This is a genomic window from Bacillus sp. es.034 (assembly GCF_002563655.1).
In the GTDB taxonomy this organism is placed as follows: domain Bacteria; phylum Bacillota; class Bacilli; order Bacillales; family Bacillaceae_B; genus Rossellomorea.
Genome location: NZ_PDIY01000001.1, coordinates 1,951,887 through 1,976,086, shown reverse-complemented (window position 1 = coordinate 1,976,086; position 24,200 = coordinate 1,951,887). Strand labels below are relative to the sequence as shown.

Sequence of the window (24,200 nt, the reverse complement as noted above, 5' to 3'; positions counted from 1 at the left end):
ACAAGGATTTTATTTTTCAGAAGGAGAGCTATTTTTTATGTTCAATCTAAATGGTTTTAGTGTTGCACTATCCGTGGTTGTCATTTTCGTCTCCCGTCCCGAACTTTTCTTTCGTTTTTTGAATACATAGATAGCATTTACCACCACTACTAATACAAAAACAATTAGACTTCCAATTACAAATGCGGTACTCAGTTCACAGAGGACAACAAAAATGGCAATATATGTACCTATTAATGCTGCCAGGGCCATTACGCTTAATCTCCATTCGGAGTGAGAAAGATTTTTCATTTTCGGCTCCTTTCTTTTTCTTAAATTCTATACAATTGCTTTACCCTTCATTTTTAAAAATTTTCTAGCTACTATTAATGTACAGCAACCGTCGAATTACTTTCCATTATTATGATATGCCAATCACTGTGCAAACCGGAGGCGGCTCTTACTCTACTTTTGGGTTTTTAGGAGGATTAGTTGAAAGGAATAGGAAGGAACGTTACCGCCCCTACTCTACGCGAACTTTTATCTGTCCCAAGAAATTCCAAGTATTTATGACATTATATGGTAAAATACCCTTATAGATTTTGAAAACTCAATATTTCAATTTATGTGCAGGTTAGGAAATTTGAGAAACCTTTTTTCATTTAGTTCGTAAATAAAAGTGATTGTTCGGAAGATATTACATCGTGATAAAGGGAGATATTTTAAAATGCCGGTCATTCTGACAAGTATTTTTTCGGCCATCATCATTTTCATTACTGTTTTTTCTATGATTAGAGTATTAAGTATCGCTTATAAAAGAAAGGAAATTTCGACTTTGAAGTTTTCCATTTTATCCGTTTCATTTATTGGGGCAGGTATGTTGATTTCTATTATTTTACCTTTTGGTTATCAAAAAATATTTGAAATGATCATTTAATTCATTACTTGGGAGCTAGAAAATGAAAAATAAAAAACAAAACAGAAAAGAATTTTTTAAAGATACCCTAATAGAGTTTATATCTGAAGTGGTTTTCAACATCTTATTCTTTATACCAAAAATGATTTTTCGGCTAATAAGAAACATTTGGTAAAAAAAGTGGCCAATAACTGAAAACCAGTTAAACCATCCGGCAGTACCCTCTTCGTATGATAAGGGAGAAAGAAACTAAATATAAATTTAAGGGGGAGAAAATTTTTGGAGAAGGTTATAAAGAAGATCAATATTCAGAGTGAGTACAAGACTTTTGTAGAGGAGTATACAGCTAGCTTGCTTTCAGAGTTCAATGGGAAGATTCACAGTATTTATATGTGTGGCTCAATTCCTAAAGGTACTGCTAAGCCATTTAAGTCTGATGCAGATTTTACAATAGTATGTGAAAGACCAGAAGATATAGATTATGATAGAGTATCATGTCTGAAGGACCAGATTTTACAAAAATACCGATTCGTAACGAAGGTTGATACGGTTTTTTGTTCACTGGATGATGTAAGAAGTAAGCCCAATGAATGGGGATTTTGGATCAAGATCATCTGTGTTTGTATACATGGTACTGATATTGGCGAAGAAGTGCCGCCTATTCTTATTTCACCTGAGTTCATACTAGACTTGAATTCAGACACTCAAGAGGCAGTGGATCGCGTTCGCGGTTTTCTATCTAATGCCAATGATGACACACTGAAATCTAGATATACCAAAGGTTACTCAAAGAAATTAATTCGTGCATTATACTCTTTGGTTTTAGAAGATACAGGGGTTTGGCAAGATGACATTATTAAGATGAAGAGTGCCATATCAGATTATTGCCATATTGATTCAGCTTTAGTGGACTATCTGTATGCGTGTTACTTGGATAGTAATGTAGATGTTGAAGAATTTCTGGGAATTGCAGACGAAGTCTATAGTTATATTGAGAAGGCTTTAACTGCATTGGCTGCTTCCAGAACTACTCCTTCAGAAATATAATTTTTTCGTTCATACTCGCTTATATGTCGCAAATAACTTATAATCCAAAACAAAGAGACTCGTCAATAGACGAATCTCTTTATTGCTGCCAGTTTGAGTGTCAATAAGAGTGAAACTATTCTTATGAACGAGCACCTCAAATCGGTACCCTTTAGACAGTTCCCTTTAGTTTTTATAGATAATCTAAAAACACCCCCGGATGATCAGTCATCACAACCTTAACACCCGTTTTTTTACTAACTGAAATTCTTCCATTTCTCTACAAAACTAAAAAGAGAAATTTAGCTTTTCAGTACCTTCATGTATTTATTGAATTCATTAATCGAAAGAAGTATTCGGGTTTATGAGTCTTATTCAGGCTATACCATGAATGCAATGTATCAGGTGTAAACACATCTATTTCTTTCAGTACCTCCATTGCAAATTCCAGAGGAGCTATTCCAGATGCCGTAACTAAATTCTCATGGGATACCGCTGGCCCTGACTCATATAACTTCTCTCCTTTATAGTTGGGACATACCATTTTAGTATATTCCAAGTTATTACTTGTATGCTTTCTAGTATCTAAGTATCCCATACTCGCAAGGGCCTCAATTGCACCACAAATGGCAGCCACAATTGTGCCACTATTTAAAGCCTGGCCAGTTCTTTCAAGGATAGGTTGATGGATTTCTTCACTCCAAGTAGTCCCCCCTGGTAAGATTAAAAGATCTTTACTCTCAAGAGAACATTCATCAAGAGACATATCTGGTTTTATGCTCAGTCCTCCCATCGTTGTAATCATTTCTGTAGTAGCTCCTACTGTCATGACATTTAAAGGTGCTACATCTTTTTTGAAATATCTACCTGAGTTTAATTCAGCCATTACATATCCATATTCCCAGTCAGACATTGTATTAAATACATAGAGAAAAGCTTTTTGTGTTTTCATCCAATCACACTCCAATCATCATTGATACAGCCATTATATTAAAACTTCCCTGACAGCTAGCGTCAGGGAAGTTCTCATACTTGATGAAATTTCATTAAAGTTAAGTAAAATCTCTATTATTTTACTACTAAAATCCTTAAGATATCCCAGTCCCATTATTACTCAGATAAAAAATCTTTGATAGCTTTCTTATTTTCACTAACATCTAAGTCAAGTACTAATCCGACCCCATCATAATACTCGTCGGTATATGTATGATCTAATGGTATTCTCATTGATTCAATGTTTTTGTTTTTTTCTCCTAATACTGAAGTAGCTATGGAAAGCACTTGAGGTGTCTTAATATTCGTTTTGATAAAAGGCTTAATTATCCCTAAAGTTTTCGGGATTTTCATAACTCCTTGTAAATCTGTCATCTCATCTGTTAGTAACTTAAGAACTTCTTGCTGTCTACGTACTCTACCGAAATCACTTTCGCTATCTTTACGGAATCTGACATAACTAAGCAACTGGTCTCCATCAAGCTTTTGCATTCCTGGGTGAAGTGGTGGATTAATCCCTTTGACCATTTCTTTTTCAATGTCAATTTCCACACCATCTGGAAATACCTCATCGATAATACTGGAAAAACCTTTAAAGTCAACTAAGGAGTAATATTGAATATCCATATCCAAGTTTTCTTTTAATGTTTTTCTCAATAGTTCTGGTCCTCCAATTGCATATGCAGCATTGATTTTTTGGGACCCATGACCAGGTATATCAACATAGGAGTCTCTCATAACCGATAATATTTTCACTTCATTGTTATCCGAATTAAATTGGGCGACCATTATGGTGTCGGTTCTTGATATTTCCTTTCCCCTTGCATCCGTTCCAAGTAACAAAACATTCGTTATTCCCTTTTTAAGGTCTGCTCCATTAAATTCAACCTTTTGATCAAAAATAACTGAATCGTTGGCTGATTTTTTAAGTCCAGCTTGATACTGAAAATATACATACGAAGCACCAAGTAGAAAAACAAAAATAATAGTAGAAAAGCATAATAATATGATTTTTCTCTTTTTTCGTTTTCTATTTCTTCTATACATTTTTCTTTCAACTCTTTCATACATATATATTCAACCTCTCTGAGTTCTATTTAAATCCCTGCTTATAAAGGCATCACCATGTAAAAGGGTGTCACCGCTTTGTCCCAGGAACGTTCAAAATTCTGTGCATTTAACCATCAACCTGATTTTACTTGTTTTTGATAATTTAGTTTTGAGCCACTTTTATAATTAGTGATCATATAAAAAATGAGCCACATGATTTCCAATTCTAGTAACCTCTCTTATGATAGAAAGTGACCAAACTTACTACATAGTCGAGGGGAAGAAAAAGGATGATCGAAATGGCTCAATTCTATAATATCAAATTCTTAAAAGAGGTTGAAGGTTTATCACAAAGGCAAATTGCGACAAAACTTGGGGTATCTCGCAATACCGTAAGTAAGTATTTATCCCAAAATGCAGCTCCTACCACTGTATTAAGAAAAAGAGTATATAGAACAAAAGAATACTCCGCAGAAACTAAAAGAGTCATCCCAATTATTGATCAGTGGTTGGAAGATGATCAAAAACATTGGAAAAAGCAAAAACATACTGCAATTAAAATTTACAAAAGATTAGTAGACGAATACGACTTTAAAGGGTCAGCTTCTAACATACGTAAGATAGTAGCCAAACGTAAGAAAAAGATCCAAGAAGTTTTCATTCCACTTGATTTTCAACTCGGCCACCAATTTCAATTCGACTGGGGAGAGGCCGATATTATTCTTCAAGGTAGGACACAACGCATATTCCTCTTTTGCGTTCAGCTTTCCGCCAGTCGAATGCGGTTTGTGAGAGCCTATATTCATGAAAAACAGGAAGCATTCTTGGATGGGTTTGTCCATGCCTTTGAATTCTTTGGAGGAATTCCAACGGAAGGACTACTTGATAATCTTAAAACAGCAGTTGTGAAAGTCCTTCAAGGAAGAGATCGATTAGAACAAGAAACCTTTGTCGGTCTTCAGGCTCATTATGTGTTTAAAGCAGAGTTTTGTAATCCCGCAAGGGAAACGAAAAGGGACGGATTGAAGGAACTGTAGGATACATAAGGAGAAATGCCCTGGTTCCATATCCAGAGGTTCAAACCATAGAGGAATTAAACCAATACCTTACGGACTGGTGTTTCAAGGAAGCAAGCAGGACTCACGTACCAAATAAATCTGAGACTGTACTTGAAATGTGGGAGAAAGAAAAGAGCTATTTATCGCCTCTTCCTCCAATCCGTTTCGAAGCGTGTAAACTCTTATCATGTAAAGTAAATAAAACATCGCTCATAACTGTTGATACCAATCGTTACTCTGTTCCTTGTCGATTCGCTGGCCAAGAAGTTTGGGCAAAAATTTTTGTCGACCGAGTAATCGTAGTGGCTCAAAACCAAGTGATCGCTGAACACGTTCGCTCATATGAAAGAAATCAAATGATTACGGTTCTTGATCATTATTTAGAGATATTACTTAAGAAACCAAGAGCCATTAGAGATGCGCATGCATTCCAGACTACTGAAGTACCTGATGTATTCAAGCGTTTCCACCTAAAAATGCGTGAACAAGAAGGTGCCGCAGGAGACAGGAAATTTATCCGACTACTCCTTCTTCACCGTGATATTGGGATGGAGAGGTTAACAAATGCCTTTTTAGAAGCAGAAAAAACGCAAGTTTTCCGATATGAGGTTGTACACGAAATAATTCAAAAGCTCACCAATCAAGATATATCATTCCAGCCTCTCCCGACGGACCAAACGCCTATTAGCCTCCTAGATTATAAAGTTAGTAAGTCTAATATTGAACAATATGGACAACTTACAGGAGTAAATAACAAATGACAACTGAACTTTTATTAGACCACCTTACTAAAAAACTTCGGATTCCCATGATCGCTGCCCAATATCGTTCACTCGCTAGAGAAGCTGAAGAGCGTAATTTCACCTATGAAGAGTACCTGTTGGCTTTATTAGAAAGTGAATCTGAATCTAGAGAAGAGAATCAAAGACAAAGAAGGCTTAAGCAAGCGGCATTCCCTATCCACAAAACATTAGATAGTTATGATTTTAGTTTGATGCCCAGTTTGAATAAAAACCGGTTTCTTACCTTGTCCAAAGGGGATTTTGTGGAGAAAAGGGAAAACATCATTTTTTTAGGAAACAGTGGGACCGGAAAGTCCCATCTCGCAACGGGAATTGGCATTGAGATGATTAAAAATGGCTATAAGGTAAAATTTATCTCAGCAGCTGAGCTAGTAGAAGAACTCCTATTAGCTAATGAAGAATACAAGCTTGGAGCCTTGGAGAAACGGTGGCTCAAAATTGATTTAATCATTGTAGATGAACTTGGATATGTACCATTTACCAAGATAGGAGCTGAGTTACTGTTCCAATTTTTTGCCGGACGATATGAACGTGCGAGCGTAATGATCACTACTAATCTAGAATTCACAGAATGGACGTCCATCTTCGGAGACGAAAAGATGACAGCAGCTCTGCTTGATCGACTTACCCATAAGGCCCATATTCTCCTACTCAACGGAGAATCGTACCGGTTTAGACAATCTATGAAACAAAAAGATGAAAGTAATAAGTAAGAGTGCGACGCGAGGGATTTAGGGGGGTGCCCCTCGGGGCACCCCCCTAAATCCCCATGCATCCCACATATATGGTAATAACTCAGGAAGAAGTGGCTCACTTTTGAAGTGATCGCTCTGGCTCAAATCAAAGTTGACAAATACATTTACTTAAACTCGAACAATTTTTTTGATAATCGCGCTTTAAAGGTTTCATCCAATTCAACATAGAATACTCCATCAGTTATGATAGAATGTAAAAATCCTTCCAGAGGAATCGTGTTAATATCCAAAGAATCCATTTCATTGAATACTCTCTTCATTTCTTCAGGTGAAACATTGCTTTCTCCTTGTTGCCTAAAGGATTTGAAATCACTTGTACTAACATAAGTAAGCATGTGTGAAAAAAGTTTATTCATAAAATAAGCTGGTAGCTGGTGTTCCCCGTCGATTGATAAGATTCTAGCCATTTCTTCACCACTGACATTTTCCATTCCCTTATAGTAAGTATATTTGTTTCCTCTAGCTGCCTTCATTTCTATATTCTCTTTTACGTTTATCTGAATGTCTTCCATCGAATTGAGAAAGTCTTCAACTTCTTCTCTTTCCCACATAAAGTAATAATCAATTGGCATATTCAATGCCTTTTCCACGGTATTTACTGCAGCTGGACGACCCCCATAAGCAAAAGCATGAGTCAGTTTATCCTCCGTTAGGGTTTCTTTATCTGCATTAAGGATGGGAACCTTAAGGCTTGGAGGCAGCAGAATGACATTTACCTTTTTTGTTCTCTTGTTAACAGTAAGGAGAAGGTTGATGTCCGTATGCATGTTTTCATGGGCAACCATCACTAATATTGAAGTCACCTGATCCTCCTCTTTTTCATCGGCATTATAAAGACTTAACATCTGATTATCTCTGTGATCACCTGTCAATGAAGGAATAAACACAAGAAGGAATAGCGATACCAGTATAAGAGTTGCCACTACTGGAAATAAGTGTTTTTTATTCAATACCCCTACAGTTCCAGTAGCCTTTACTTGGTTTTTTTCATGTATTTTCTTTAATACTTCTTCCCGATCTTGTTTTGTAAATTGAAGCGACTCTTGGGTTAGCTTAATCGTCTTCTTAAAGTTAATGGGATCCATAGATTTCTGCCTCCTCCATCATAGGTTTTAAAACCTTTTTCCCTCTCCTCAACCTGGTTTTTACCGTATTTGCATTCACACCAGTAACCTCCGATATTTCATCAATGGTCATAGAGAGATAATAATAGAGATAGATGATTTCCTTGTATTTTGTTGGCAAGGAATAGACAATCTTTTTGATCTCTTGATTGACAGAATCTTGAACGACTTTTTGATCCAATGATTTCTGATATTTTTGCGTATTTTCATGTATGTAGTGCACCAGTTGAACCTTCTTACATTTCCAACTCTTTAAGTAATCTTTACATTCATTTATAGTAATTCTGTATAGCCATGTCCGAAGTTCAGATTCTTTTCGAAAGTGTTCTAGTTGGTTGTAGCATTTGACAAAGGCATTTTGCGCAAGGTCTTTTGCCATGTGCTCTTCCTTTACATAAGTATAGGCAAGCCTTACCAATTCATCACCATAGTCACCCATGGCTTGGTCAAGGATGTAATCTCTTTCTCTTTTGTCCATGTTTATTCCCTTCTTATATAAGTTATCTGTTTGACGATTAAGTCAGACAGATAGTTTCATTTTTTCATAATTAAGGAAATTTTCATTATTAAAGAAGAATTTAAGAATATAAGACTTGTATCATTTTTTACCTGTTTCGATAAAAGATGATACATCCGAACTAACTTCAATCCCTGAAGGTAAAATAATAAAACTTCCCTGACAGCTAGCGTCAGGGAAGTTCTCATACTTGATGAAATTCTATTAATTCCGACAGAACTTCAATCATTCTTTTCTTAAGACTGATAGGCTCCATCACTCTAATCGATGTATTGTACGGTAAAAGTAAATAAGGTACATAGGTATGTATGATCTCTTTTTCAAGAAGAAACACTGCTTGATTGGAGGTGCGTTCTTGTACATAATGTCCTAAAAACCAATGCTGGCAAATATCATCCAATGCACTTCTCCCCCCATGAAGAACCAAAGACATAATCCCTTCCTTATCTTCTATCGTTGGAAGAAGGTTTTTCACGAAAAAGTCGCGTGCTGAAAAATTCTCCGGCCGGTTAAACTTGATTTCGGTTGGCATTAGACGTTCCATTCGATCGACTCTAAAACTGCGGATATCATTCCTAAGATGACAAAATCCAATTACATACCACTTATTATTCCAATAGATCATTCTGTACGGATCGACCAATCTATCAGTTAATGGCCTTTCGCCACTTTTATGGTAAAGAATGTTGACTGAGTACCCGTCAGCTACGGCCTGTTCCAACTCCTTCAGTAAAGGTTCCATCGAGGGTGGACGTAATCGACTTATGACTTCAAGACTGGTTACATGTTGGTTGACCTTTGTTTCCTGCTCTTGATTGGAGTGGTGACTTAGTTTAGAAATTGCCCGATCGAGTGCTTCCCCTCCATAATACCCTGCTTCTTTTGCAAAAATAGCCGCGTGATAAAGGGAAGTTTGTTCCTCAACATCAAAAAACAGCGGAGCCTCAACAAAATGATTCAATAAGGAGTACCCACCGTTATGTCCCGGTTCTGAAACGATCGGCACGCCACTTGTAGAAATGGTATCAATATAACGATACACCGTCCTTATATTCATCTCTAACTTTTCTGACATTTGCTGTGCCGTCACTTTTTTACCTGAACGAAGCATCCAAAGAATGGCTAGCATATTGTCAATTTTGGGCATATGATTCCACCTCTATATAATGAGTAAACATCTTACAACTTTAAATATTGTGATTTTAATTAATCCTCTTATGGCATTAAAAGAACCTTGAATGAACAGAGAAAAAACGCTAGAGATCAGCTGCCCGATTGATCTTTAGCCATAGCCCACGTGTTATGTTACGACTTCCATTCGTGTTCCAAAACACTGTATAGTGACGAATCTCGCCAGCCATCTTTCATTAACAAACCCTCACGAAGTCTACCTTCTTTGGTCATTCCAACTTTCTCCAAAACTCTTGATGAACCTATGTTCCTTGGGTCACAAGTTGCATATATACGATGAAGTTTAAGTTCTCCAAATCCAAAATCAATTAATAGAGTGGCAACTTCTGTCGCTATCCCTTTTCCCCAATAATCCGGATTCACAATATAGCCAATTTCTCCAACTTTATTAGTGAAATCCCTTATATTAAACTCTCCTGCTCCAATCACCATTTCATCATATATAATGGCAAAAATAAACCTTGTTCTTGGTTTTTGTCTAGAGTCTTTTATCGCTTGATTTACAAAATCCTGCGAGTCTTTTTCCGTATTTGGTCCCCAAGGCTGATATTGACAAACGATCTCTTGTGATGCGTATGTATGTACACCAATCCAATCACGCATAGTAAATTCCCTTAACCATAACCTTTCATTTGAGAGTCTACTATTACTGTTTTTGATTATAATCCCCTCCAGACTGCCCTATAGCTTAGAACTTTAAAAGGAAAGTGTCTTTATCCTTCTTAGATACAATGGTTTATTATTCAATAACCTGCTTCCTGAAGTAAGTCATTAAGTCCTTCTTCTGAGACCACTCGTATTCCATTCCTTTTTAGTAAAGCGGTTGTGACGCCATTCCCAGGTATTTTCTTGCCCTTAAACTCTCCGTTATAGATCATGGAACTTCCACAGGAGGGGCTGAACTCTTTTAGAACGACTGCGGTAGTATGGTATTCTTGAGCTTTTCTTAAAGTAGTATAGGCTCCCGTTATATATAAATCAGTAACATCCCTACCTGATTTTTCTATTACCTTGGCTTTGCCATCCAGGACATCATCTCCATCACCACCAATGATCTCAGCAGGTTCTCGTGGAGTTGAAAAACCACCAAGTAATTCAGGACAGACATTTAATGCCTTTTTCTGATCGATCATTAACCTTATCTTATTGTTTAAACAATGAGTACCGTTATATCTTACCTCTAATCCCGCTAAACAAGAACTTACCAATATCATATTCATCACCTCAATCTAATTGTACTAACCTGCCTCAATAATTGAATAAGAGCAGTAGTTGGACCAATGAACAAATCTTCAATTATTGCCCCCGCTACTTTAAGAATTCTTATTTTAGAGCCTTATTTACTGCTTCCATCGCATGAATAACGGTTGTATCAAACAATGGAACTTCTGAATCATCCGGTTTAATTAACAATCCGATTTCTGTACACCCCAAGATGATCCCTTCAGCTCCTCTATCCACTAATTTTTGAATAACACCCTTATAATAATCCTTAGATGATTGTTCCATTTTCCCTAAACACAACTCTTCAAAAATAACTTTATTGATGGTGTTTCTTTCTTCTTCATCTGGAACCAACACGTTAATTCCGTTAGATTGAATCCTTGATTTATAAAAATCCTGCTCCATTGTATATGTAGTCCCAAGTAAGCCAACTGTTTTCATATCGGCTCTTTGAATTTCATTTGCTGTTGCATCCGCAATATGTAATACCGGAATGTTGATCCGTGCCTCAACATGATCAATGACTTTATGCATCGTATTTGTACAAATGACTATGAATTCTGCACCTGCTTTTTCTAAAGAGGATGCAACTTCTCCTAATGCTCTACCTGCATTTTCCCAATCACCTTCAGCTTGATAGCGTTCAATCTCTTCAAAGTCAACGCTGTATAATAGACACTTTGCTGAATGCAAACCTCCTAATCTTTCTTTTACTTCTTCGTTGATTACTTTGTAATACTTTACTGAGGATTCCCAACTCATTCCACCTATAAGACCAATCGTTTTCATCACTTTGTCCCCCCACTGGTTTTCATTTGGCTCAACTTATCTTGCAATACTTTATTTTCTAAATTCATTGAAGAGGCATATATATAAAGAATTGGTTTTGAGATATTTTGAAGTAGATCTTAAACTAACGCACCCAATTTTGGAGTATTGGTAATTTGCAAACAAAATTTTACTCCAATTGAAATATGTTCAGTTAATAATTTCGCCCTTGTTCTTGGCTAATTTTTTGCGCCATTCACTTCGCTCCGTAGTTGTCAGTTTCACCCACTCAGTTTCTTCACCAATAATTTTTAAAGGTTCTTGAGAACGATAAGATCGTGTTAAGTTACCCGGGAACTTTTTGTCAGTAACATTGGGGTCGTTTTCAAATTCACCTGTTGGTTCTATTTTATAAACGCGTTCTCTTCCTTCTCCTTTTGCTAATGCTGCTGCAAGTCCTGCACCATTTGCATTAGCAGTGAAATAAATGTGATTCATTTTAAGCCCAGGTTTGTAATTTGAATTTCCCCCCGCTGTCAGCAAATCACCAATCTTTAAATCTGCCTTTGTCCCATGATAAAATGGTCCTTTATCAGAAGGTTCACCGCGATATGAGTTTGACAATTCATAATTTCTTGTTGCATTATCAGAATCACACAACTCCTCATAGCATTTGGCAATGTTTAAATATAACGTTGAGTATGCACTCTCAACATCATCATCATTTACATTTAGTGCACACTGTAGAGAGGTTTCCATCCAATTCAATTTGTCTGTAATACTCTTTTGTTTACGAGCCAAATGATAAGCTGCAATAAACCTTTCATAGTCGTCTTTTGCTTCGTGCCATGCTTGATGAAACATCTTGGTTGCACCTTCAACATTTCCGCCATCTTCCATGATCATCCCACTTATACAGAGTTTAATAACGACGTTATTTTGATCAAATTTTATATTCATCTAATCCTACCTCCAAATTTATGTAATCACAATTTTGAACTACATTTCTCCATAACCCTCTATTTAAATACCCATGCCTTCCCAAAGATATTTTTTAAAAACTGAATTTATTCCGCTAACCTGCCCGATGATTGAATAAAGGGAATGGCTAGAGATCACTTCATTATCTTCAACAATTGCCCCGTTATTTGAATAATAGCTACTTCAAAATCTTAAATAACATTTCCTTGTGACTATTTGACAATTTTATCAAGTCAAAGTTAGCTGAACTTATTAAACTTTTAATGGTTTTTACTTCATTCCAGGCTAAATCGTAAAGATTTTTATCAATAATTCTTTTTGATAATGCATCTTCTAGTTCCTCAGCATCCTTTTCAATTATCTCACCAGATGGCAATAGAACAAGATCTAAAAATAAATCGTCCATCCAAGGGATATCATTTTCTATTCCATTACGAACGCATATATCAATATACCACTGAACTATATCCCCATTAGCATCAAACATTGTAGTTACTGAATGGTTTTTCTCTAAAGGGAATTGTTGAAGCCACATATAGCCATCATCGACTATAAATACTTTACTTTCTCCATAGCTAACCGATAATGGTTCTGTTACTTTTATTATATTTAGTAAAGTTATGTAGCCTTTGAATTCTTTAGTATCGAGATATGATTGTGAATATTTCCTTTTAATAACTCTTTTCCATTCTGAACGATTTCCGTACTTCCTTTTTAGCACTCTCATCCCCCACCCTTCTCCCCTTGATTACACCATCAAATTAGAGCTATTTTTGTTCTGTCTTCTTAAACTAACCTGCCCGTTAATCCAATAACTTCAACAAAAAAAGCGTTAATCCTTCTTAGATCAACGCACCCTTTAGCTTAATTAGTATTTCAGTTAACCTTTCCACACTGTACAAGACTTTCTTTTTCAGAATTACCGTTTTCAACTAGAAGCATCACTTACCTATGAACGCATAGATTTGAAAACTAGAATTAGAAATAAAACCTACTTTTTCGTAAATATGTTTGCCAGCTTCAGTTGCGTGTAAAATACAATCTGAAGCACCTTGTTGGGAAGCGATTTGCAATATACTATTCAGATAATTGGTTGCCAGTCCCTTTCTCCGCATATTATGGGCAGTGGTTATACAATACAAACCTGCAATCCCATTATTCATAAACAAAGATCCTACCACTGCTGGTTTGTTATTAAAGTAACCTATATATAAGTGATAATGATCCTGGTCACTGTTCATAATTTGCTTATACCGATTATAAAGTGCACTTTTATAAGCAATTGGTTTTTGGTACCCTTCTACATAAACATCAATCCACTCTTTTAATTCAGTTTCAGAATTAACTCTTTTGAAATCAAAACCTAAACGTTTTTCGTTTTTTGACTTAGTATGATTTACACTTAAACCCATCCCAGTCCATTCTTGGTAAAGGTTAAAATTCTCCTCTAAGAAAAATTTATCAGTATTGGAGAGTTTAGTAGATGGACCTATAATCCACAATAGAGGTTCACCTTCGTTGTGTAGTAGCTTTTCCAATTCACTTTCTTCTATTTCTGATTGATTTGCGTATAACACACGATTATAGGGGTTCGCTGAAACATATTTAAAGTAGTCAGACTCAATACTTTTACTCCCTTGAGTGCTTTTAAAAAACATCCAGTGATTAATTAAATTCTCTTCAGTGATTTTTGCTATGTATTCTTGAGATTTGGCAGTCATTTATGCCCCTCCATTTTGTAGAAGTTACCTGAAACTCATAATTCCATCAAGCAAAGTTTGTTGCTTGCTTGACGCATTCCATTATAGAAAAAGCATATCACCTCTAATAATGAACTCGATTGTTGAGTTCTTCAATTAACTGCCCTTTAACCGAATAAAGAAAAAACGCTGAAGATCAGATATCCGATCAATCTTCAGCTAAAGCCGAATAACTCAATATCAGGATTTCTCTACAACTTGTCCTATCTAATGAACAATATTTATAGATTTCTCTTTCAATCTAATTTTTTTGATTAAGCTTTACCATTTCATAAAACTCAGGTACTTGTTTAGATAACACCTCTTTATCTGTACGCCACTCAAACGCTGGTCCAACTCCTCCATACTCTAGAGCTACTACCCACGGTTTTTGCCATTCTCCGGTTTTTATTTTTTCCAAGGACCAAGATGCCAATTCCCAATCAGCTTTTGTCATTGGCATACTGTCCCGCAGTCGTCCATGTTCATCTTCTTGGATGCCAGTAATATGAAGTTCTTTTAAATTATAAACTGGGAGTTTTGATATGTATTCTTTTACATTTAATCCAAGGCATTTAGAAGTCATTTGTGCATGAGCTGTATCAAGTAAAAAACCACACCCAGCCTTATTAACAATTTCCGAGAGAACTTCGGGATTAATTATTGAACTCATCATATTTTCACCCCGCCCTCGGCAGATTACGTTTTCCACTATCACGTTTTCAATACCTACTTCTTTACCTGCGATTTCAATATCACGTAAAACTGCGTCCACCATTAAATTAATGTGCTTTGGCTTATCAGTTAGTACATCATAATCTGGGTACTGTTTAGAAAAAGCCACAGCGTGGACATTTACATATGGGGTTTGAGTCCAATTTTTTAATTCCTTAATAAGTCTCCAATCGACCCCATTCAACTGTCCGCTACCAGCATTTAAACCAAAATGAATATAACAAGGCTTTGTCCTCTCGGCTTGTTGGATAAGTTCCTTACTAAAATCTGGACATTTAAACATATCAACATCAATTATAGTGTCTTTTACTAATTGCTCAGCCTCAATTGAGTAATTTACAGCTATCTTCAAATCTTCACCTCATTTCTAACCCACTTTTATGTTTGATTTACCAAAGATAAATTTTAGCCATATTCAATTAACCTGCCCAATAGTTGAATAAAAGTATCTTCAAAATTTGCATGATAAAATGAGCCTTCACATTTACAGAAAAGCTCAAAAGATTTAAAACTTCGCCACTTCTTCTGGATTTATTATGCCATTATGAGCAAACATAGAACGTCCATTTGATCTAGCGTGCTGCTTCAAATAATCTTTAAATCCTCCTACTAAATTTTTCATCTCACTAACATTAGATACTTCAAACATCAGTTTAATATTTTCAAAAAACCTTTTTGATTTTAATTTGGACATAAATTCAATTCTTTGAGTAGAAAAGTAAGGGGCAGTAGGAGCATGCCATCCGAAGTAATCTTCTAATTTATCAAAAGAGTAACTTAGGAAATATAAAAGGAAGTCCGCCTGAACTAAGTCATTAGATGATATGCTTTTATAATTTGCTCTTTCAATAATTAGTTGTCCCGCATTGGAAATAAACTTTTGCCCTGATGAAGGAATTGGCATTTCACTCAGAACCCTTGGATAATTATTAAATACTCCAATTGGACCATCTATTTCTCTATCGTTATCACCTTTTACCAGGTAATGATTTTTGACTAAACCTTTTATGGCATTATATTGCTTATATTTATATAGGATACTAACTGTATAAATCATTAGCTCAGTCATAACCAATTTCAAATGATCAAATTGACCTTCAAAAATTGGATAACCATTAATTTTAGTATATATAACTGGATTGAGAGTCTCGAAAAATTCAATTAATAAATGTTCACTAACTTCTTCTGCTTCTTTAATATAAAACTCCAAAAACTCATTATAAATATTTCGTAATTCTAAAGTTTCATGTAACCTATTGAAAAGTAGATTTATGAACTCATCACGATCTGAAGTTGATATAGTATAAGATGCAAAATCTTCTATAAAGGTCTCAAGGAATTCATTGAAATAAATTTCTATGTTTTTCGGTTTTTTTTCTACATTGTAACGAAACCTATTTAGTGCTCTCCTACTATCAAGATTTGTTTTTTTTTCATCTCGAAGCAAAAAAGATGGGGCTGAACCTCTTTTGGGTCTAACATGTTCTGGCTTACCATACAAATTTCTTATTAATTTTTCATATCCATCCTCGTAACTTTGTTCTGAAGACATATCGATGTATTTTGTACCTTTAAGGTATGTAGGTATGTATGCTTCGCCATCTTTTCCTCGCTCAGCAATTATCGGAACGAATTTCGTTTGCTCAATATCTTTATAAACTTCGTTAGAGATTATAACTGTCTCAGTTCCTACTCCTCCCTCAAAGCCATTCGCTTTATTCGTATAGAGTTCATCACACACCACTAATACTTTGGTTATAGAAGGGTCATTTACACTTCTCTGCATGAAGGCATTTAAGTTTTGTCCCTCGATACTATCCCATTTATCTATAACCACTTCTACGCCATTACTTTCTAATCGTTCCGCTAATTCTAAGACCCACTCTTCATGCTCTGGACTCGACCAAGCATAAGAAATGAAAACTTTGTCAGCATTTAATTCTTCAACCATGATTTTAATCCTCCAGTAATAATATTGAACAATTATCCTTTACAATTATTTCAAATTTTCAAACTTAAGGCAATGCCCATATTCCATTAAATGGCCCTTTAATGGAAGACTGCCCTTTAAGCAAGGAACTGTAATAAAGACGATAAAGTGCCCCCTTCTCTTTCGACAACGTAAAAAAACCGAACTAATTTGACACCCTGAAGGTAAATTAGTTCGATTTCTACTTATGAAATATGGAATACTTTTTTATGGGGAGTATCGTTTACTCACTCATATCATCTTCCATATCCTTTCATTCAGATGATCCTCAACTTCCTGCATGGTTTTGAAGTTTGAAACATCGGTCACTTCAAGTCCGTCCGTTTCAACTGCAACAAATCCGTCTGACGATTGGAGGATTTGTGCTTTGATTTCTTCATTCCCGGTCAAGTTGTATTTTTTGACGAGGGTGGTTTTTCCTTTTTCCTCCATCGCTGTTAGTTCAGCAGAATAGGAATCGAGATCCATTCCCTTTTGTATTCGTTCCTGCAGCTTCTCACTGCCGAGTAGTTCGGCTGCCGGCTCTTCCTTTTGCTGGGTTTTCTGTTGGTCGCTCATTTCTGCCGTATCACCTGAGGTATTATCTTCGGGTTCGGCCTCTTCTGAACCGCAAGCTCCCAATATCGAGAGTGCGAAAAAAAGATTTCCTGCTATCAATAGTTTTTTCATGTCATTCTCCTTTCTTTGGTTTCTACGATACAATCTCTCATTTATTCAATATCCTTTTAGTGTTTTTGTTAAACATTGGAACATTCTCCATTAAGCGCCGCATAACTTTCACACAAAAAAAGACAGCCCTGATGTGGCTGTCTTTTCATCCTTATTTACTAGAACCGAACTCTTTCCATATTTCCTCCAAAAGCCCCTTATCCGTCAACAGTTCATACCCCGTCAGGGCAAGTGCCTTTGCCCCGATCACAAGGGCACGGTCACCCTCGGTGGATTTAGCCGCTTCCCTGAATTCGTTCGTGTGGACAACGAGGGATTCGGGCCCGATTTTGATGTAGGGGTGGATGGTCGGGACCACCCGGCTGACGTTTCCGGCGTCTGATGAGCCGAGTCCCTTTCGTTCCGTATCGTCGAAGGATTCCCCCAGTGACTCGATGGAACGCTGGAATACTTGATCGAAACGACGGTTGAGCTGGAAGTGATCGACTTCATTTTGGATTTTGATGACATTCAGTTTCGTTCCTGTGGTGAGTGCGGATCCCTCAGCGATCGCTCTCACTTTCTTCGTGACTTCATTGCACGCTTCCCGGGTTGCAGCGCGTATATAGAAGCGGGCTTTTGCATAGTCAGGGACGATGTTAGGCGCGTCCCCACCGTGGGTGATGATGCCGTGGATCCGTACATCATCGGTCACGTGCTGGCGAAGTGCGTTAATGCCGTTGAACAGCTGGATCACACCGTCGAGGGCATTGATTCCGTCTTCAGGGGAAGCTGCCGCATGGGCAGATCTTCCTTTAAATTCGAAATCAAGGGGGTCCACCGCAAGGGTTTTCCCTGTCTGCGTTGTGCGGTTGAAAGGATGAACCATCATGCAGGCATCCACTCCTTCAAACAAGCCTGCCTTGACAAAACTGCCCTTCGCACTTCCGTTGGGGCCGCCTTCCTCAGCAGGAGTCCCGAACACCACCACTTCCCCTCCTGTTTCATCGAGTACGGACGACAGGGCAATGGCCGCCCCGCAGCTTGCCGTCCCGATGATATTGTGACCACATGCGTGACCTAGTCCAGGCAGGGCGTCATATTCAGCTAGGTAGCCGATGACCGGCCCTTCTTTCCCTGAATGTTTGCGTGCCACAAAGGAAGTCTCATGACCTGCGACTCCCCGTTCAATGGAGAACCCGTTGGCTTCAAGTAAGGTGGTCAAGGTCTCTGAAGCAAAGAACTCTTCGTTTCCGATTTCAGGTTTGTCGTGGATCTGATGGCTGGTCGACACGAGTTTCACAGCCAATTGATCCACTGCTGAGAGGATGTTGTGTTTACGATCTGTAATCACTGCTGGTTGACTCATCTCTATTCCCTCCTAATGCAATTCACTGACCGGCACAAATGTCGGTATCAGGGAATCTTTGTATGTTTTCTTGATATGTTCCGCTACGTCATCTTCCTGATAGAGCTCGACGATTTTTTTATAGGTCTTATTGTCTTTATCTTTTTCCTGTGCTGCGATGATATTGATGAACGGCTTGGATTCCGCCCCTTCGATATAGATGCTGTCATCAACCGGGACCAACCCTGCTTCAACCGCCACACCATTATTGATGATCGATGCCGCAACGTCCGGCAGTACCCTTGGTGTCTGGGCAGCGACGACCGGTGTGAATTCAAGGTTTTTCGGGTTTTCTTTGATGGCTTCGAGACCCTGTGACTGATCAAATCCCTCTTTCAGTTTGATCAAACCTGCTTCATCCAACAGGAGAAGGGCACGGCCAAGATTCGTCGCCTCTTGAGGGACGGCTACTGTACTGCCTTTCGGTAAGTCTTCTACCGATTTATATTTTTCTGAATAGATGCCCATTGGTGCGATGATCGTCGAGCCGATCGGTACAAGATCCAGATTATGTTCTTCCACGAAAGAGTCAAAATACGAGATCGTCTGGAAGGCGTTCAGGTCGATATCCCCATCGGCCAGCGCCTGGTTCGGCCTCACGTAATCGGCAAACTCCACAATCTCGATATCAATCCCTTCCTTCGCTGCTTTCTCTTTCATATACTCCCAGATCGGAACCCCAGATCCATTCACTCCGACTTTCACGACTTCTTTGTCACCTGAGCCGGATGCACTGTTTCCCGAGCAGCCGCTCAATAGTAGGGTAAATAATAGAATGGCGATACTTGCTAGACTGATTGATTTTTTCATATTCCTCTCTCCTAACGTCTCCTGATTATTTTTGATAATGTATTCCCTGCTGTCTGCAGTCCCTGCACCATCACAACTAAAATGATGACAGTCACGATCATGACGGATGTTTCAAATCGCTGATATCCGTAAGCGATGGCGAGATCCCCGAGGCCACCGCCTCCGACTGCCCCGGCCATGGCCGATGCACCGACAAGTCCGATGGTGGCGATCGTGATATTCAGGACCAGTGTACTCAATGCTTCCGGAATGAGGATCCCGAAGATGATCTGCCACGGCCCCGCCCCCATGGACTCCGCCGCTTCAATGACACCCGGCTCCACTTCAAGAAGCGAGCTCTCTACCAGTCTTGCAATATACGGTGCGGCAAATACGACAAGCGGAACGACGGCTGCCGCCGTTCCGATCGATGTGCCCACTACCAATCTAGTAAAGGGGATGATGGCCACCATCAAGATGATGAACGGGATCGAACGAAACACGTTGATGATGCTGCTCAATACGGAAAAGACGGCTTTATGTTCGAGTAAGTGCCCCTTCCTCGTCACCACGACGATGATGCCGAGGGGAAGCCCGATCAATGTTGCGAACAGGAGGGAAAATGACACCATTGCCAATGTATCCCATGTCGCTTCTATAATTCTTGGCCAGAATAATTCCCAGTTAACTTGCACGCTTCTCCACCTCGCTTACAAATAATCTGTTCTTCCAATATTTCAGGATTTCTTCCGTTTCATTCTTGCTGCCGATGATCTGCACGATGAGATTTCCGAACGGCTTGCCCTGGAGTTCCGTGATCTGTCCGAATAATACATTTATATGGGCATTGAATGTCTTTGCCGTTTCGGAAAGGATCGGTGTTCCCGTCGAATCCCCCTTGAAAATGAGGCGGCAGATGCGCCCTTCCTTGCTGTCATTCAATTTATCAAGAACCGATGCCGGCAGTTGATCATTCATGACACTCTTCACAAAGTTTCTCGTCGTGGAAGTCTGAGGGTCGGAGAAGATATCGAAGACGCTTCCCTCTTCCACGATTTCTCCATTTTCCATAACCGCGACCTTATCACAGATTTCCCGGATGACCCCCATTTCGTGGGTGATCATCACGATCGTAATCCCGTACTCCGCGTTGATTTTCTTTAATAAGTTCAGAATCGATTCCGTCGTCTGAGGATCAAGGGCGGATGTTGCTTCATCGCAGAGCAGAATCGAAGGCGACGTCGCCAGGGCTCTTGCTATCCCCACTCTTTGCTTCTGCCCTCCTGACAGTTCATCGGGGTAATGCTTCGCTTTGTCTTCAAGCCCGACAAACGCGAGCAACTCCTTTACTCTCTCGTTGATTTTATCTTTCGGCCATTTTGCAAGTTTCAGAGGATAGGCGATATTCCCTGCCACCGTCCGGGATTGAAACAAATTGAAGTGCTGAAAGATCATCCCGATGTGGTGCCGCTCTTTCCTCAGATCGATTGCCGATTGATCCTTCAGGCTGCGACCCTCTATGAAAATATCACCCGAAGATGGTTTCTCTAAAAAATTGAGACAGCGGACAAGCGTGCTTTTCCCCGCTCCGCTGAATCCGATCACCCCATAAATTTCTCCCTTCTTCACTTCAAAGGAAACATCCCTCAAAGCAGTGAATGGGCCATCCTTCGTCTCGAATACTTTCGTAACATTCTGAACTCTAATCATATAAGACTTACTCCTTTCGCTATGTATTCTACTTGGTGCCTGGGTTTTAAGGACATGGCTAAAATAAAAAGTGCCCCCCTTCATAAGAAGAGAGGCACAAAAATATGTATATGTCCCGCTCTTCTCATCTTTCAAGTCATATGACTCGATGGAATTGGCACGGTATTCATTTAAGAACCCGTTGCCGAGGTATCGCAGGGCCAGTCCCTCCACCTCTCTTGATAAGAAGATATCGCTTTATTAAGTTAAAGTTATGATGCGTTTCTGCATTAGGGTAATGGTAAAGGATTTTAGTTTGGTTGTCAATCCTGTTTTTGAATTGAAATGTTTTACGGACGAAATCAAAGTGGTGAATCTATTCAGCTTTCAACTGGTGTCCTAACCCACCACCAATAATTGATTGAATACTTTTTCTGATTTTATAAATAATAAACTTAACCTAACTAAATTATTGGAAGGAAATTAAAAAACTATGGATGGCAAAATAATTAAAATTACCTCATCAGAAATTGCTTCTCTATGGACAGCTTATTTAAACAATAGTATGTCCATTCAATTTCTAAACTATTTTCTTAGTACTGTTGAAGATGCAGAAGTCAAATCCATTATTGAATCAGGACGTAGTCTTTCAATTGAAGTATTCAACCATATCGCAGAGGTTTTCCAACAGGAAAATATCCCCCTGCCATGTGGGTTTTCAGATAGTGATGTGAATTTAAATGCCCCCAGATTATTTTCTGATGAATTTATAATTTCGTACATAAACCATATGTCTAAAGCGGGGATGTTAGGCTATACTGGATTTTTATCAATGAGTGCAAGAAAGGACATTAGAAAACTTTTCAAGAATGCCTTATATGAAACCTCTGATCTATACGATGAGAGTTCAGAGGTTCTACTCAATAAAGGTTTATATGTTCGTTCGCCTTACATGGATTACCCTCAACAAAAGGATTTTGTTGACAGTAAAAAATACCTAAGTGGTTTAAATCCTTTTTCAAATAAACGACCATTAAATGCTGTAGAACTTTCCCATTTGAGTATAAATATTCAAAACAATCTAATTGGGGCTAAGTTATCAATAGCATTTGCGCAGTCATCCCCAAGGAAAGAAGTAATTAAGCTAATGCTGCAAGGAAAGGATATTTCAGAAAAACATGTAAAAATATTCTCTAAGGTATTATTGGATAATAATACTCAATCTCCTATATCATCCGATTTTTCGGTGACCAACTCAACAACACAGGTATTTTCTGACAAGATAATCCTCTTCCATCATGGAGTATTAACCGCTTCAGGAACCGGTAATTATGCAACTTCAGCTGCTGCAAGTCAACGAAGTGACTTAGTGTTAAATTATGAGAGACTCTCAATTGAAATTGCACAGTACGCAAAGGATCTAGCTTATCTGATGATTCAAAATGAATGGCTAGAACAACCTCCTGGAACTTTGGATAAAGTAAAACTAGCACAACAAAAAAAACAAAATTAATTTAGGAAAGCTATTTTCACCACTATGATTACTTTTTGGAACATCAAAAGAAAAACGCCCCCTAAATTACGACTAAAAAACTCGTCTAGGACGAGTCCATTGGCTTTATAGACGGACTTTAAGGGTACTGCTCCCGTTTGTGAAAAGCTCCTGAATACCCATAATAGTTCCTGCCGAATTATTTGAGAGACATTTACTTTTCTCTGGTTTTAGTATTACTTTACCCCCGAAGCACCTGCTATGGAATATTATTTCGTCAGATTGTTAGGGTTATTATTTCTACCTTAGAAGGAACCCTGACCATTCACATGTCAGGGTTCCTTCTTGATAGGCATACAATACTGTAATTTCTCCATGCACTTGCAATACCCCCCAACTTTCTGCGCCTTAAATCCACTATTTCTTATTTTATTTCATTGTAATCAGAGTAAACCAAGGAGAGGCCACATTCTACTTCTTGAATGCTTGTGAGGTATGGCTATAGGAAAAGGTAGAATCAGAACCGTGCCCGCTCCCATCACATGTTTGTGATGGATCGTAACTCTCTTTTCATTCGTTTCAAACCGGCCTTTTCTTCATACTTTAATCGTACAACTTAGTCGCTTACAAGAAAGCTAAGGAAACAACTCTCAACCCCCAAAACAACTATGCTATACTAAAAATAAAAAACAATATTCAGACTATTAAGAGGGGGCCACGGTCATGAAACCAAACATTATCGACATCGTCCAATCCCAGGTCATCGCTTCCATCAAGGAGGAAAAGGACCTCGACAAGGCCATACAGTCAAACGCCAACATTGTCTTCATCCTTACGGGCAATTTGATAACGATGAACGGATATCTGAAGAAGCTGAAGGACGCCGGTAAAACCACGTTTATCCATATTGATTTCATCGATGGGTTGTCCAATACGAAGAGTGCCATTAAATACATAGCAGAAATTTGGAAGCCGGCTGGCATCATTACGACGAGGAGCAATCTGATCAAGTATGCGAAGGAGGAAGGCTTGATGACGATCCAGCGTCTCTTTTTGATCGACCGGAATGCCCTTGATAAGGGAATTGAAATCTCCCATAACTGCAAGCCCGATGCCATTGAAGTCCTTCCTGGTCTGATGCCTTCTGTCATTGACAGGCTGACTACGATGACGAGCCTGCCCATCATCGCTGGTGGCTTGATCAGTAATAAACAGGATATTCTGAATGGGCTGAGTGCCGGTGCCCTCGCTATTTCTTCCGGGGATCCGAAGCTTTGGAATTTGGAGTTTTAATCAATAGAGGGTAGTTAAATAACGGAGGTGGC

Annotated in this window: 26 protein-coding genes and 1 riboswitch; of the genes, 7 read left to right on the top strand and 19 right to left on the bottom strand. The window is 38.4% G+C overall.

Annotated features, from left to right (window positions below; translation table 11 throughout):
- Positions 1-9 precede the first annotated feature (9 nt).
- The gene (locus tag ATG71_RS09980) at positions 10-291 is read right to left on the bottom strand and encodes a hypothetical protein (protein ID WP_098439462.1); all 282 of its coding nucleotides are present in this window, start codon (positions 289-291) and stop codon (positions 10-12) included.
- Between the two features lie 415 nt (positions 292-706).
- Between ATG71_RS09980 and ATG71_RS09975 the strand changes: the two genes are divergently transcribed.
- Both ATG71_RS09975 and ATG71_RS09970 read left to right on the top strand, forming a co-directional pair.
- The gene (locus ATG71_RS09975) at positions 707-916 is read left to right on the top strand and encodes a hypothetical protein (protein ID WP_098439461.1); all 210 of its coding nucleotides are present in this window, start codon (positions 707-709) and stop codon (positions 914-916) included.
- A gap of 258 nt (positions 917-1,174) precedes the next feature.
- Entirely contained in the window at positions 1,175-1,942 is a 768-nt protein-coding gene (locus ATG71_RS09970) for a nucleotidyltransferase domain-containing protein (protein WP_098439460.1), read from the top strand.
- Positions 1,943-2,240: 298 nt separating this feature from the next.
- Here ATG71_RS09970 and ATG71_RS09965 read toward each other — a convergent pair whose 3' ends face one another.
- Together ATG71_RS09965 and ATG71_RS09960 are read right to left on the bottom strand one after the other, a co-directional pair.
- Complete coding sequence (locus tag ATG71_RS09965) at positions 2,241-2,873, bottom strand: type 1 glutamine amidotransferase family protein (protein WP_098439459.1); 633 nt, start codon at positions 2,871-2,873, stop codon at positions 2,241-2,243.
- Positions 2,874-3,031: 158 nt separating this feature from the next.
- The gene (locus ATG71_RS09960) at positions 3,032-3,985 is read right to left on the bottom strand and encodes an LCP family protein (protein WP_286162971.1); all 954 of its coding nucleotides are present in this window, start codon (positions 3,983-3,985) and stop codon (positions 3,032-3,034) included.
- A gap of 269 nt (positions 3,986-4,254) precedes the next feature.
- Between ATG71_RS09960 and istA the strand changes: the two genes are divergently transcribed.
- The 3 genes from istA to istB all read left to right on the top strand — a co-directional run bounded on the left by istA (position 4,255) and on the right by istB (position 6,538).
- A complete protein-coding gene (istA, locus tag ATG71_RS23730) occupies positions 4,255-5,001 on the top strand; it encodes an IS21 family transposase (protein WP_286162970.1) in 747 nt (248 codons plus the stop codon).
- 137 nt (positions 5,002-5,138) lie between these two features.
- Positions 5,139-5,783, top strand: a complete 645-nt coding sequence (locus tag ATG71_RS23725) for a Mu transposase domain-containing protein (protein ID WP_286162969.1) — start codon at positions 5,139-5,141, stop codon at positions 5,781-5,783.
- The gene (gene istB, locus ATG71_RS09950; RefSeq protein ID WP_098439458.1) at positions 5,780-6,538 is read left to right on the top strand and encodes an IS21-like element helper ATPase IstB; all 759 of its coding nucleotides are present in this window, start codon (positions 5,780-5,782) and stop codon (positions 6,536-6,538) included. Before ATG71_RS23725 ends, istB begins: the two co-directional genes overlap by 4 nt.
- A gap of 146 nt (positions 6,539-6,684) precedes the next feature.
- Here istB and ATG71_RS09945 read toward each other — a convergent pair whose 3' ends face one another.
- From ATG71_RS09945 to ATG71_RS09870, 16 genes are all read right to left on the bottom strand, one after another.
- A complete protein-coding gene (locus ATG71_RS09945; RefSeq protein ID WP_098439457.1) occupies positions 6,685-7,665 on the bottom strand; it encodes an LCP family protein in 981 nt (326 codons plus the stop codon).
- On the bottom strand, positions 7,652-8,182 hold the full coding sequence (locus ATG71_RS09940; RefSeq protein ID WP_098439456.1) for a sigma-70 family RNA polymerase sigma factor: 531 nt from the start codon (positions 8,180-8,182) through the stop codon (positions 7,652-7,654). The genes ATG71_RS09945 and ATG71_RS09940 overlap by 14 nt, the downstream gene beginning before the upstream one ends.
- Before the next feature lie 223 nt (positions 8,183-8,405).
- Complete coding sequence (locus tag ATG71_RS09935) at positions 8,406-9,368, bottom strand: helix-turn-helix transcriptional regulator (RefSeq protein ID WP_098439455.1); 963 nt, start codon at positions 9,366-9,368, stop codon at positions 8,406-8,408.
- 158 nt (positions 9,369-9,526) lie between these two features.
- Complete coding sequence (locus ATG71_RS09930; RefSeq protein ID WP_483295338.1) at positions 9,527-10,072, bottom strand: GNAT family N-acetyltransferase; 546 nt, start codon at positions 10,070-10,072, stop codon at positions 9,527-9,529.
- 83 nt (positions 10,073-10,155) lie between these two features.
- Complete coding sequence (locus tag ATG71_RS09925) at positions 10,156-10,626, bottom strand: 2-thiouracil desulfurase family protein (protein WP_098439453.1); 471 nt, start codon at positions 10,624-10,626, stop codon at positions 10,156-10,158.
- A 109-nt stretch (positions 10,627-10,735) separates the two neighbouring features.
- Complete coding sequence (locus ATG71_RS09920) at positions 10,736-11,425, bottom strand: aspartate/glutamate racemase family protein (protein WP_098439452.1); 690 nt, start codon at positions 11,423-11,425, stop codon at positions 10,736-10,738.
- A gap of 189 nt (positions 11,426-11,614) precedes the next feature.
- Complete coding sequence (arr, locus tag ATG71_RS23720; RefSeq protein WP_286163129.1) at positions 11,615-12,028, bottom strand: NAD(+)--rifampin ADP-ribosyltransferase; 414 nt, start codon at positions 12,026-12,028, stop codon at positions 11,615-11,617.
- A gap of 535 nt (positions 12,029-12,563) precedes the next feature.
- Positions 12,564-13,112, bottom strand: coding sequence for a ribonuclease FAU-1 family protein (locus ATG71_RS09910; protein WP_098439450.1), 549 nt, complete (start codon positions 13,110-13,112; stop codon positions 12,564-12,566).
- A gap of 214 nt (positions 13,113-13,326) precedes the next feature.
- A complete protein-coding gene (locus ATG71_RS09905; protein ID WP_098439449.1) occupies positions 13,327-14,106 on the bottom strand; it encodes a GNAT family N-acetyltransferase in 780 nt (259 codons plus the stop codon).
- Positions 14,107-14,386: 280 nt separating this feature from the next.
- The gene (locus ATG71_RS09900) at positions 14,387-15,211 is read right to left on the bottom strand and encodes a multinuclear nonheme iron-dependent oxidase (RefSeq protein WP_098439448.1); all 825 of its coding nucleotides are present in this window, start codon (positions 15,209-15,211) and stop codon (positions 14,387-14,389) included.
- A gap of 153 nt (positions 15,212-15,364) precedes the next feature.
- Positions 15,365-16,810, bottom strand: a complete 1,446-nt coding sequence (locus ATG71_RS09895; RefSeq protein WP_098439447.1) for a toll/interleukin-1 receptor domain-containing protein — start codon at positions 16,808-16,810, stop codon at positions 15,365-15,367.
- 270 nt (positions 16,811-17,080) lie between these two features.
- Positions 17,081-17,518, bottom strand: coding sequence for a hypothetical protein (locus tag ATG71_RS09890; protein ID WP_098439446.1), 438 nt, complete (start codon positions 17,516-17,518; stop codon positions 17,081-17,083).
- Between the two features lie 151 nt (positions 17,519-17,669).
- A complete protein-coding gene (locus ATG71_RS09885) occupies positions 17,670-18,866 on the bottom strand; it encodes a M20 family metallopeptidase (RefSeq protein WP_098439445.1) in 1,197 nt (398 codons plus the stop codon).
- A 12-nt stretch (positions 18,867-18,878) separates the two neighbouring features.
- Positions 18,879-19,715, bottom strand: a complete 837-nt coding sequence (locus ATG71_RS09880; RefSeq protein WP_098439444.1) for a MetQ/NlpA family ABC transporter substrate-binding protein — start codon at positions 19,713-19,715, stop codon at positions 18,879-18,881.
- 11 nt (positions 19,716-19,726) lie between these two features.
- A complete protein-coding gene (locus ATG71_RS09875) occupies positions 19,727-20,389 on the bottom strand; it encodes a methionine ABC transporter permease (protein WP_060674923.1) in 663 nt (220 codons plus the stop codon).
- Positions 20,379-21,404: a methionine ABC transporter ATP-binding protein gene (locus tag ATG71_RS09870; protein WP_098439443.1), complete on the bottom strand. Its 1,026-nt coding sequence runs from the start codon at positions 21,402-21,404 to the stop codon at positions 20,379-20,381. Before ATG71_RS09870 ends, ATG71_RS09875 begins: the two co-directional genes overlap by 11 nt.
- Before the next feature lie 121 nt (positions 21,405-21,525).
- Positions 21,526-21,632, bottom strand: a riboswitch (SAM riboswitch).
- A 244-nt stretch (positions 21,633-21,876) separates the two neighbouring features.
- On the opposite strand from ATG71_RS09870, the gene ATG71_RS09865 reads away from it, so the two are divergent.
- Both ATG71_RS09865 and ATG71_RS09860 read left to right on the top strand, forming a co-directional pair.
- Positions 21,877-22,896 (top strand): DUF3231 family protein, encoded by a 1,020-nt coding sequence (locus tag ATG71_RS09865; RefSeq protein ID WP_098439442.1) that lies wholly within the window; start codon positions 21,877-21,879, stop codon positions 22,894-22,896.
- A gap of 702 nt (positions 22,897-23,598) precedes the next feature.
- A complete protein-coding gene (locus ATG71_RS09860) occupies positions 23,599-24,168 on the top strand; it encodes a glycerol-3-phosphate responsive antiterminator (RefSeq protein ID WP_098439441.1) in 570 nt (189 codons plus the stop codon).
- Positions 24,169-24,200: the final 32 nt, after the last annotated feature.

What these genes read in the sequence shown, in the direction of transcription:
- ATG71_RS09945 (WP_098439457.1), bottom strand. Translation starts at nt 7,665, where the DNA reads ATGGATCCCATTAACTTTAAGAAGACGATTAAGCTAACCCAAGAGTCG.
- ATG71_RS09935 (WP_098439455.1), bottom strand. Translation starts at nt 9,368, where the DNA reads ATGCCCAAAATTGACAATATGCTAGCCATTCTTTGGATGCTTCGTTCA.
- ATG71_RS09895 (WP_098439447.1), bottom strand. Translation starts at nt 16,810, where the DNA reads ATGGTTGAAGAATTAAATGCTGACAAAGTTTTCATTTCTTATGCTTGG.
- istA (WP_286162970.1), top strand. Translation starts at nt 4,255, where the DNA reads ATGATCGAAATGGCTCAATTCTATAATATCAAATTCTTAAAAGAGGTT.
- ATG71_RS09860 (WP_098439441.1), top strand. Translation starts at nt 23,599, where the DNA reads ATGAAACCAAACATTATCGACATCGTCCAATCCCAGGTCATCGCTTCC.
- ATG71_RS09925 (WP_098439453.1), bottom strand. Translation starts at nt 10,626, where the DNA reads ATGATATTGGTAAGTTCTTGTTTAGCGGGATTAGAGGTAAGATATAAC.
- ATG71_RS09885 (WP_098439445.1), bottom strand. Translation starts at nt 18,866, where the DNA reads ATGAGTCAACCAGCAGTGATTACAGATCGTAAACACAACATCCTCTCA.
- ATG71_RS09905 (WP_098439449.1), bottom strand. Translation starts at nt 14,106, where the DNA reads ATGACTGCCAAATCTCAAGAATACATAGCAAAAATCACTGAAGAGAAT.
- ATG71_RS09960 (WP_286162971.1), bottom strand. Translation starts at nt 3,985, where the DNA reads ATGTATGAAAGAGTTGAAAGAAAAATGTATAGAAGAAATAGAAAACGA.
- ATG71_RS09940 (WP_098439456.1), bottom strand. Translation starts at nt 8,182, where the DNA reads ATGGACAAAAGAGAAAGAGATTACATCCTTGACCAAGCCATGGGTGAC.
- ATG71_RS09920 (WP_098439452.1), bottom strand. Translation starts at nt 11,425, where the DNA reads ATGAAAACGATTGGTCTTATAGGTGGAATGAGTTGGGAATCCTCAGTA.
- ATG71_RS09975 (WP_098439461.1), top strand. Translation starts at nt 707, where the DNA reads ATGCCGGTCATTCTGACAAGTATTTTTTCGGCCATCATCATTTTCATT.
- ATG71_RS09870 (WP_098439443.1), bottom strand. Translation starts at nt 21,404, where the DNA reads ATGATTAGAGTTCAGAATGTTACGAAAGTATTCGAGACGAAGGATGGC.
- istB (WP_098439458.1), top strand. Translation starts at nt 5,780, where the DNA reads ATGACAACTGAACTTTTATTAGACCACCTTACTAAAAAACTTCGGATT.
- ATG71_RS09965 (WP_098439459.1), bottom strand. Translation starts at nt 2,873, where the DNA reads ATGAAAACACAAAAAGCTTTTCTCTATGTATTTAATACAATGTCTGAC.
- ATG71_RS09980 (WP_098439462.1), bottom strand. Translation starts at nt 291, where the DNA reads ATGAAAAATCTTTCTCACTCCGAATGGAGATTAAGCGTAATGGCCCTG.
- ATG71_RS09880 (WP_098439444.1), bottom strand. Translation starts at nt 19,715, where the DNA reads ATGAAAAAATCAATCAGTCTAGCAAGTATCGCCATTCTATTATTTACC.
- ATG71_RS09865 (WP_098439442.1), top strand. Translation starts at nt 21,877, where the DNA reads ATGGATGGCAAAATAATTAAAATTACCTCATCAGAAATTGCTTCTCTA.
- ATG71_RS09890 (WP_098439446.1), bottom strand. Translation starts at nt 17,518, where the DNA reads ATGAAAAAACTATTGATAGCAGGAAATCTTTTTTTCGCACTCTCGATA.
- ATG71_RS09910 (WP_098439450.1), bottom strand. Translation starts at nt 13,112, where the DNA reads ATGAGAGTGCTAAAAAGGAAGTACGGAAATCGTTCAGAATGGAAAAGA.
- ATG71_RS23725 (WP_286162969.1), top strand. Translation starts at nt 5,139, where the DNA reads ATGTGGGAGAAAGAAAAGAGCTATTTATCGCCTCTTCCTCCAATCCGT.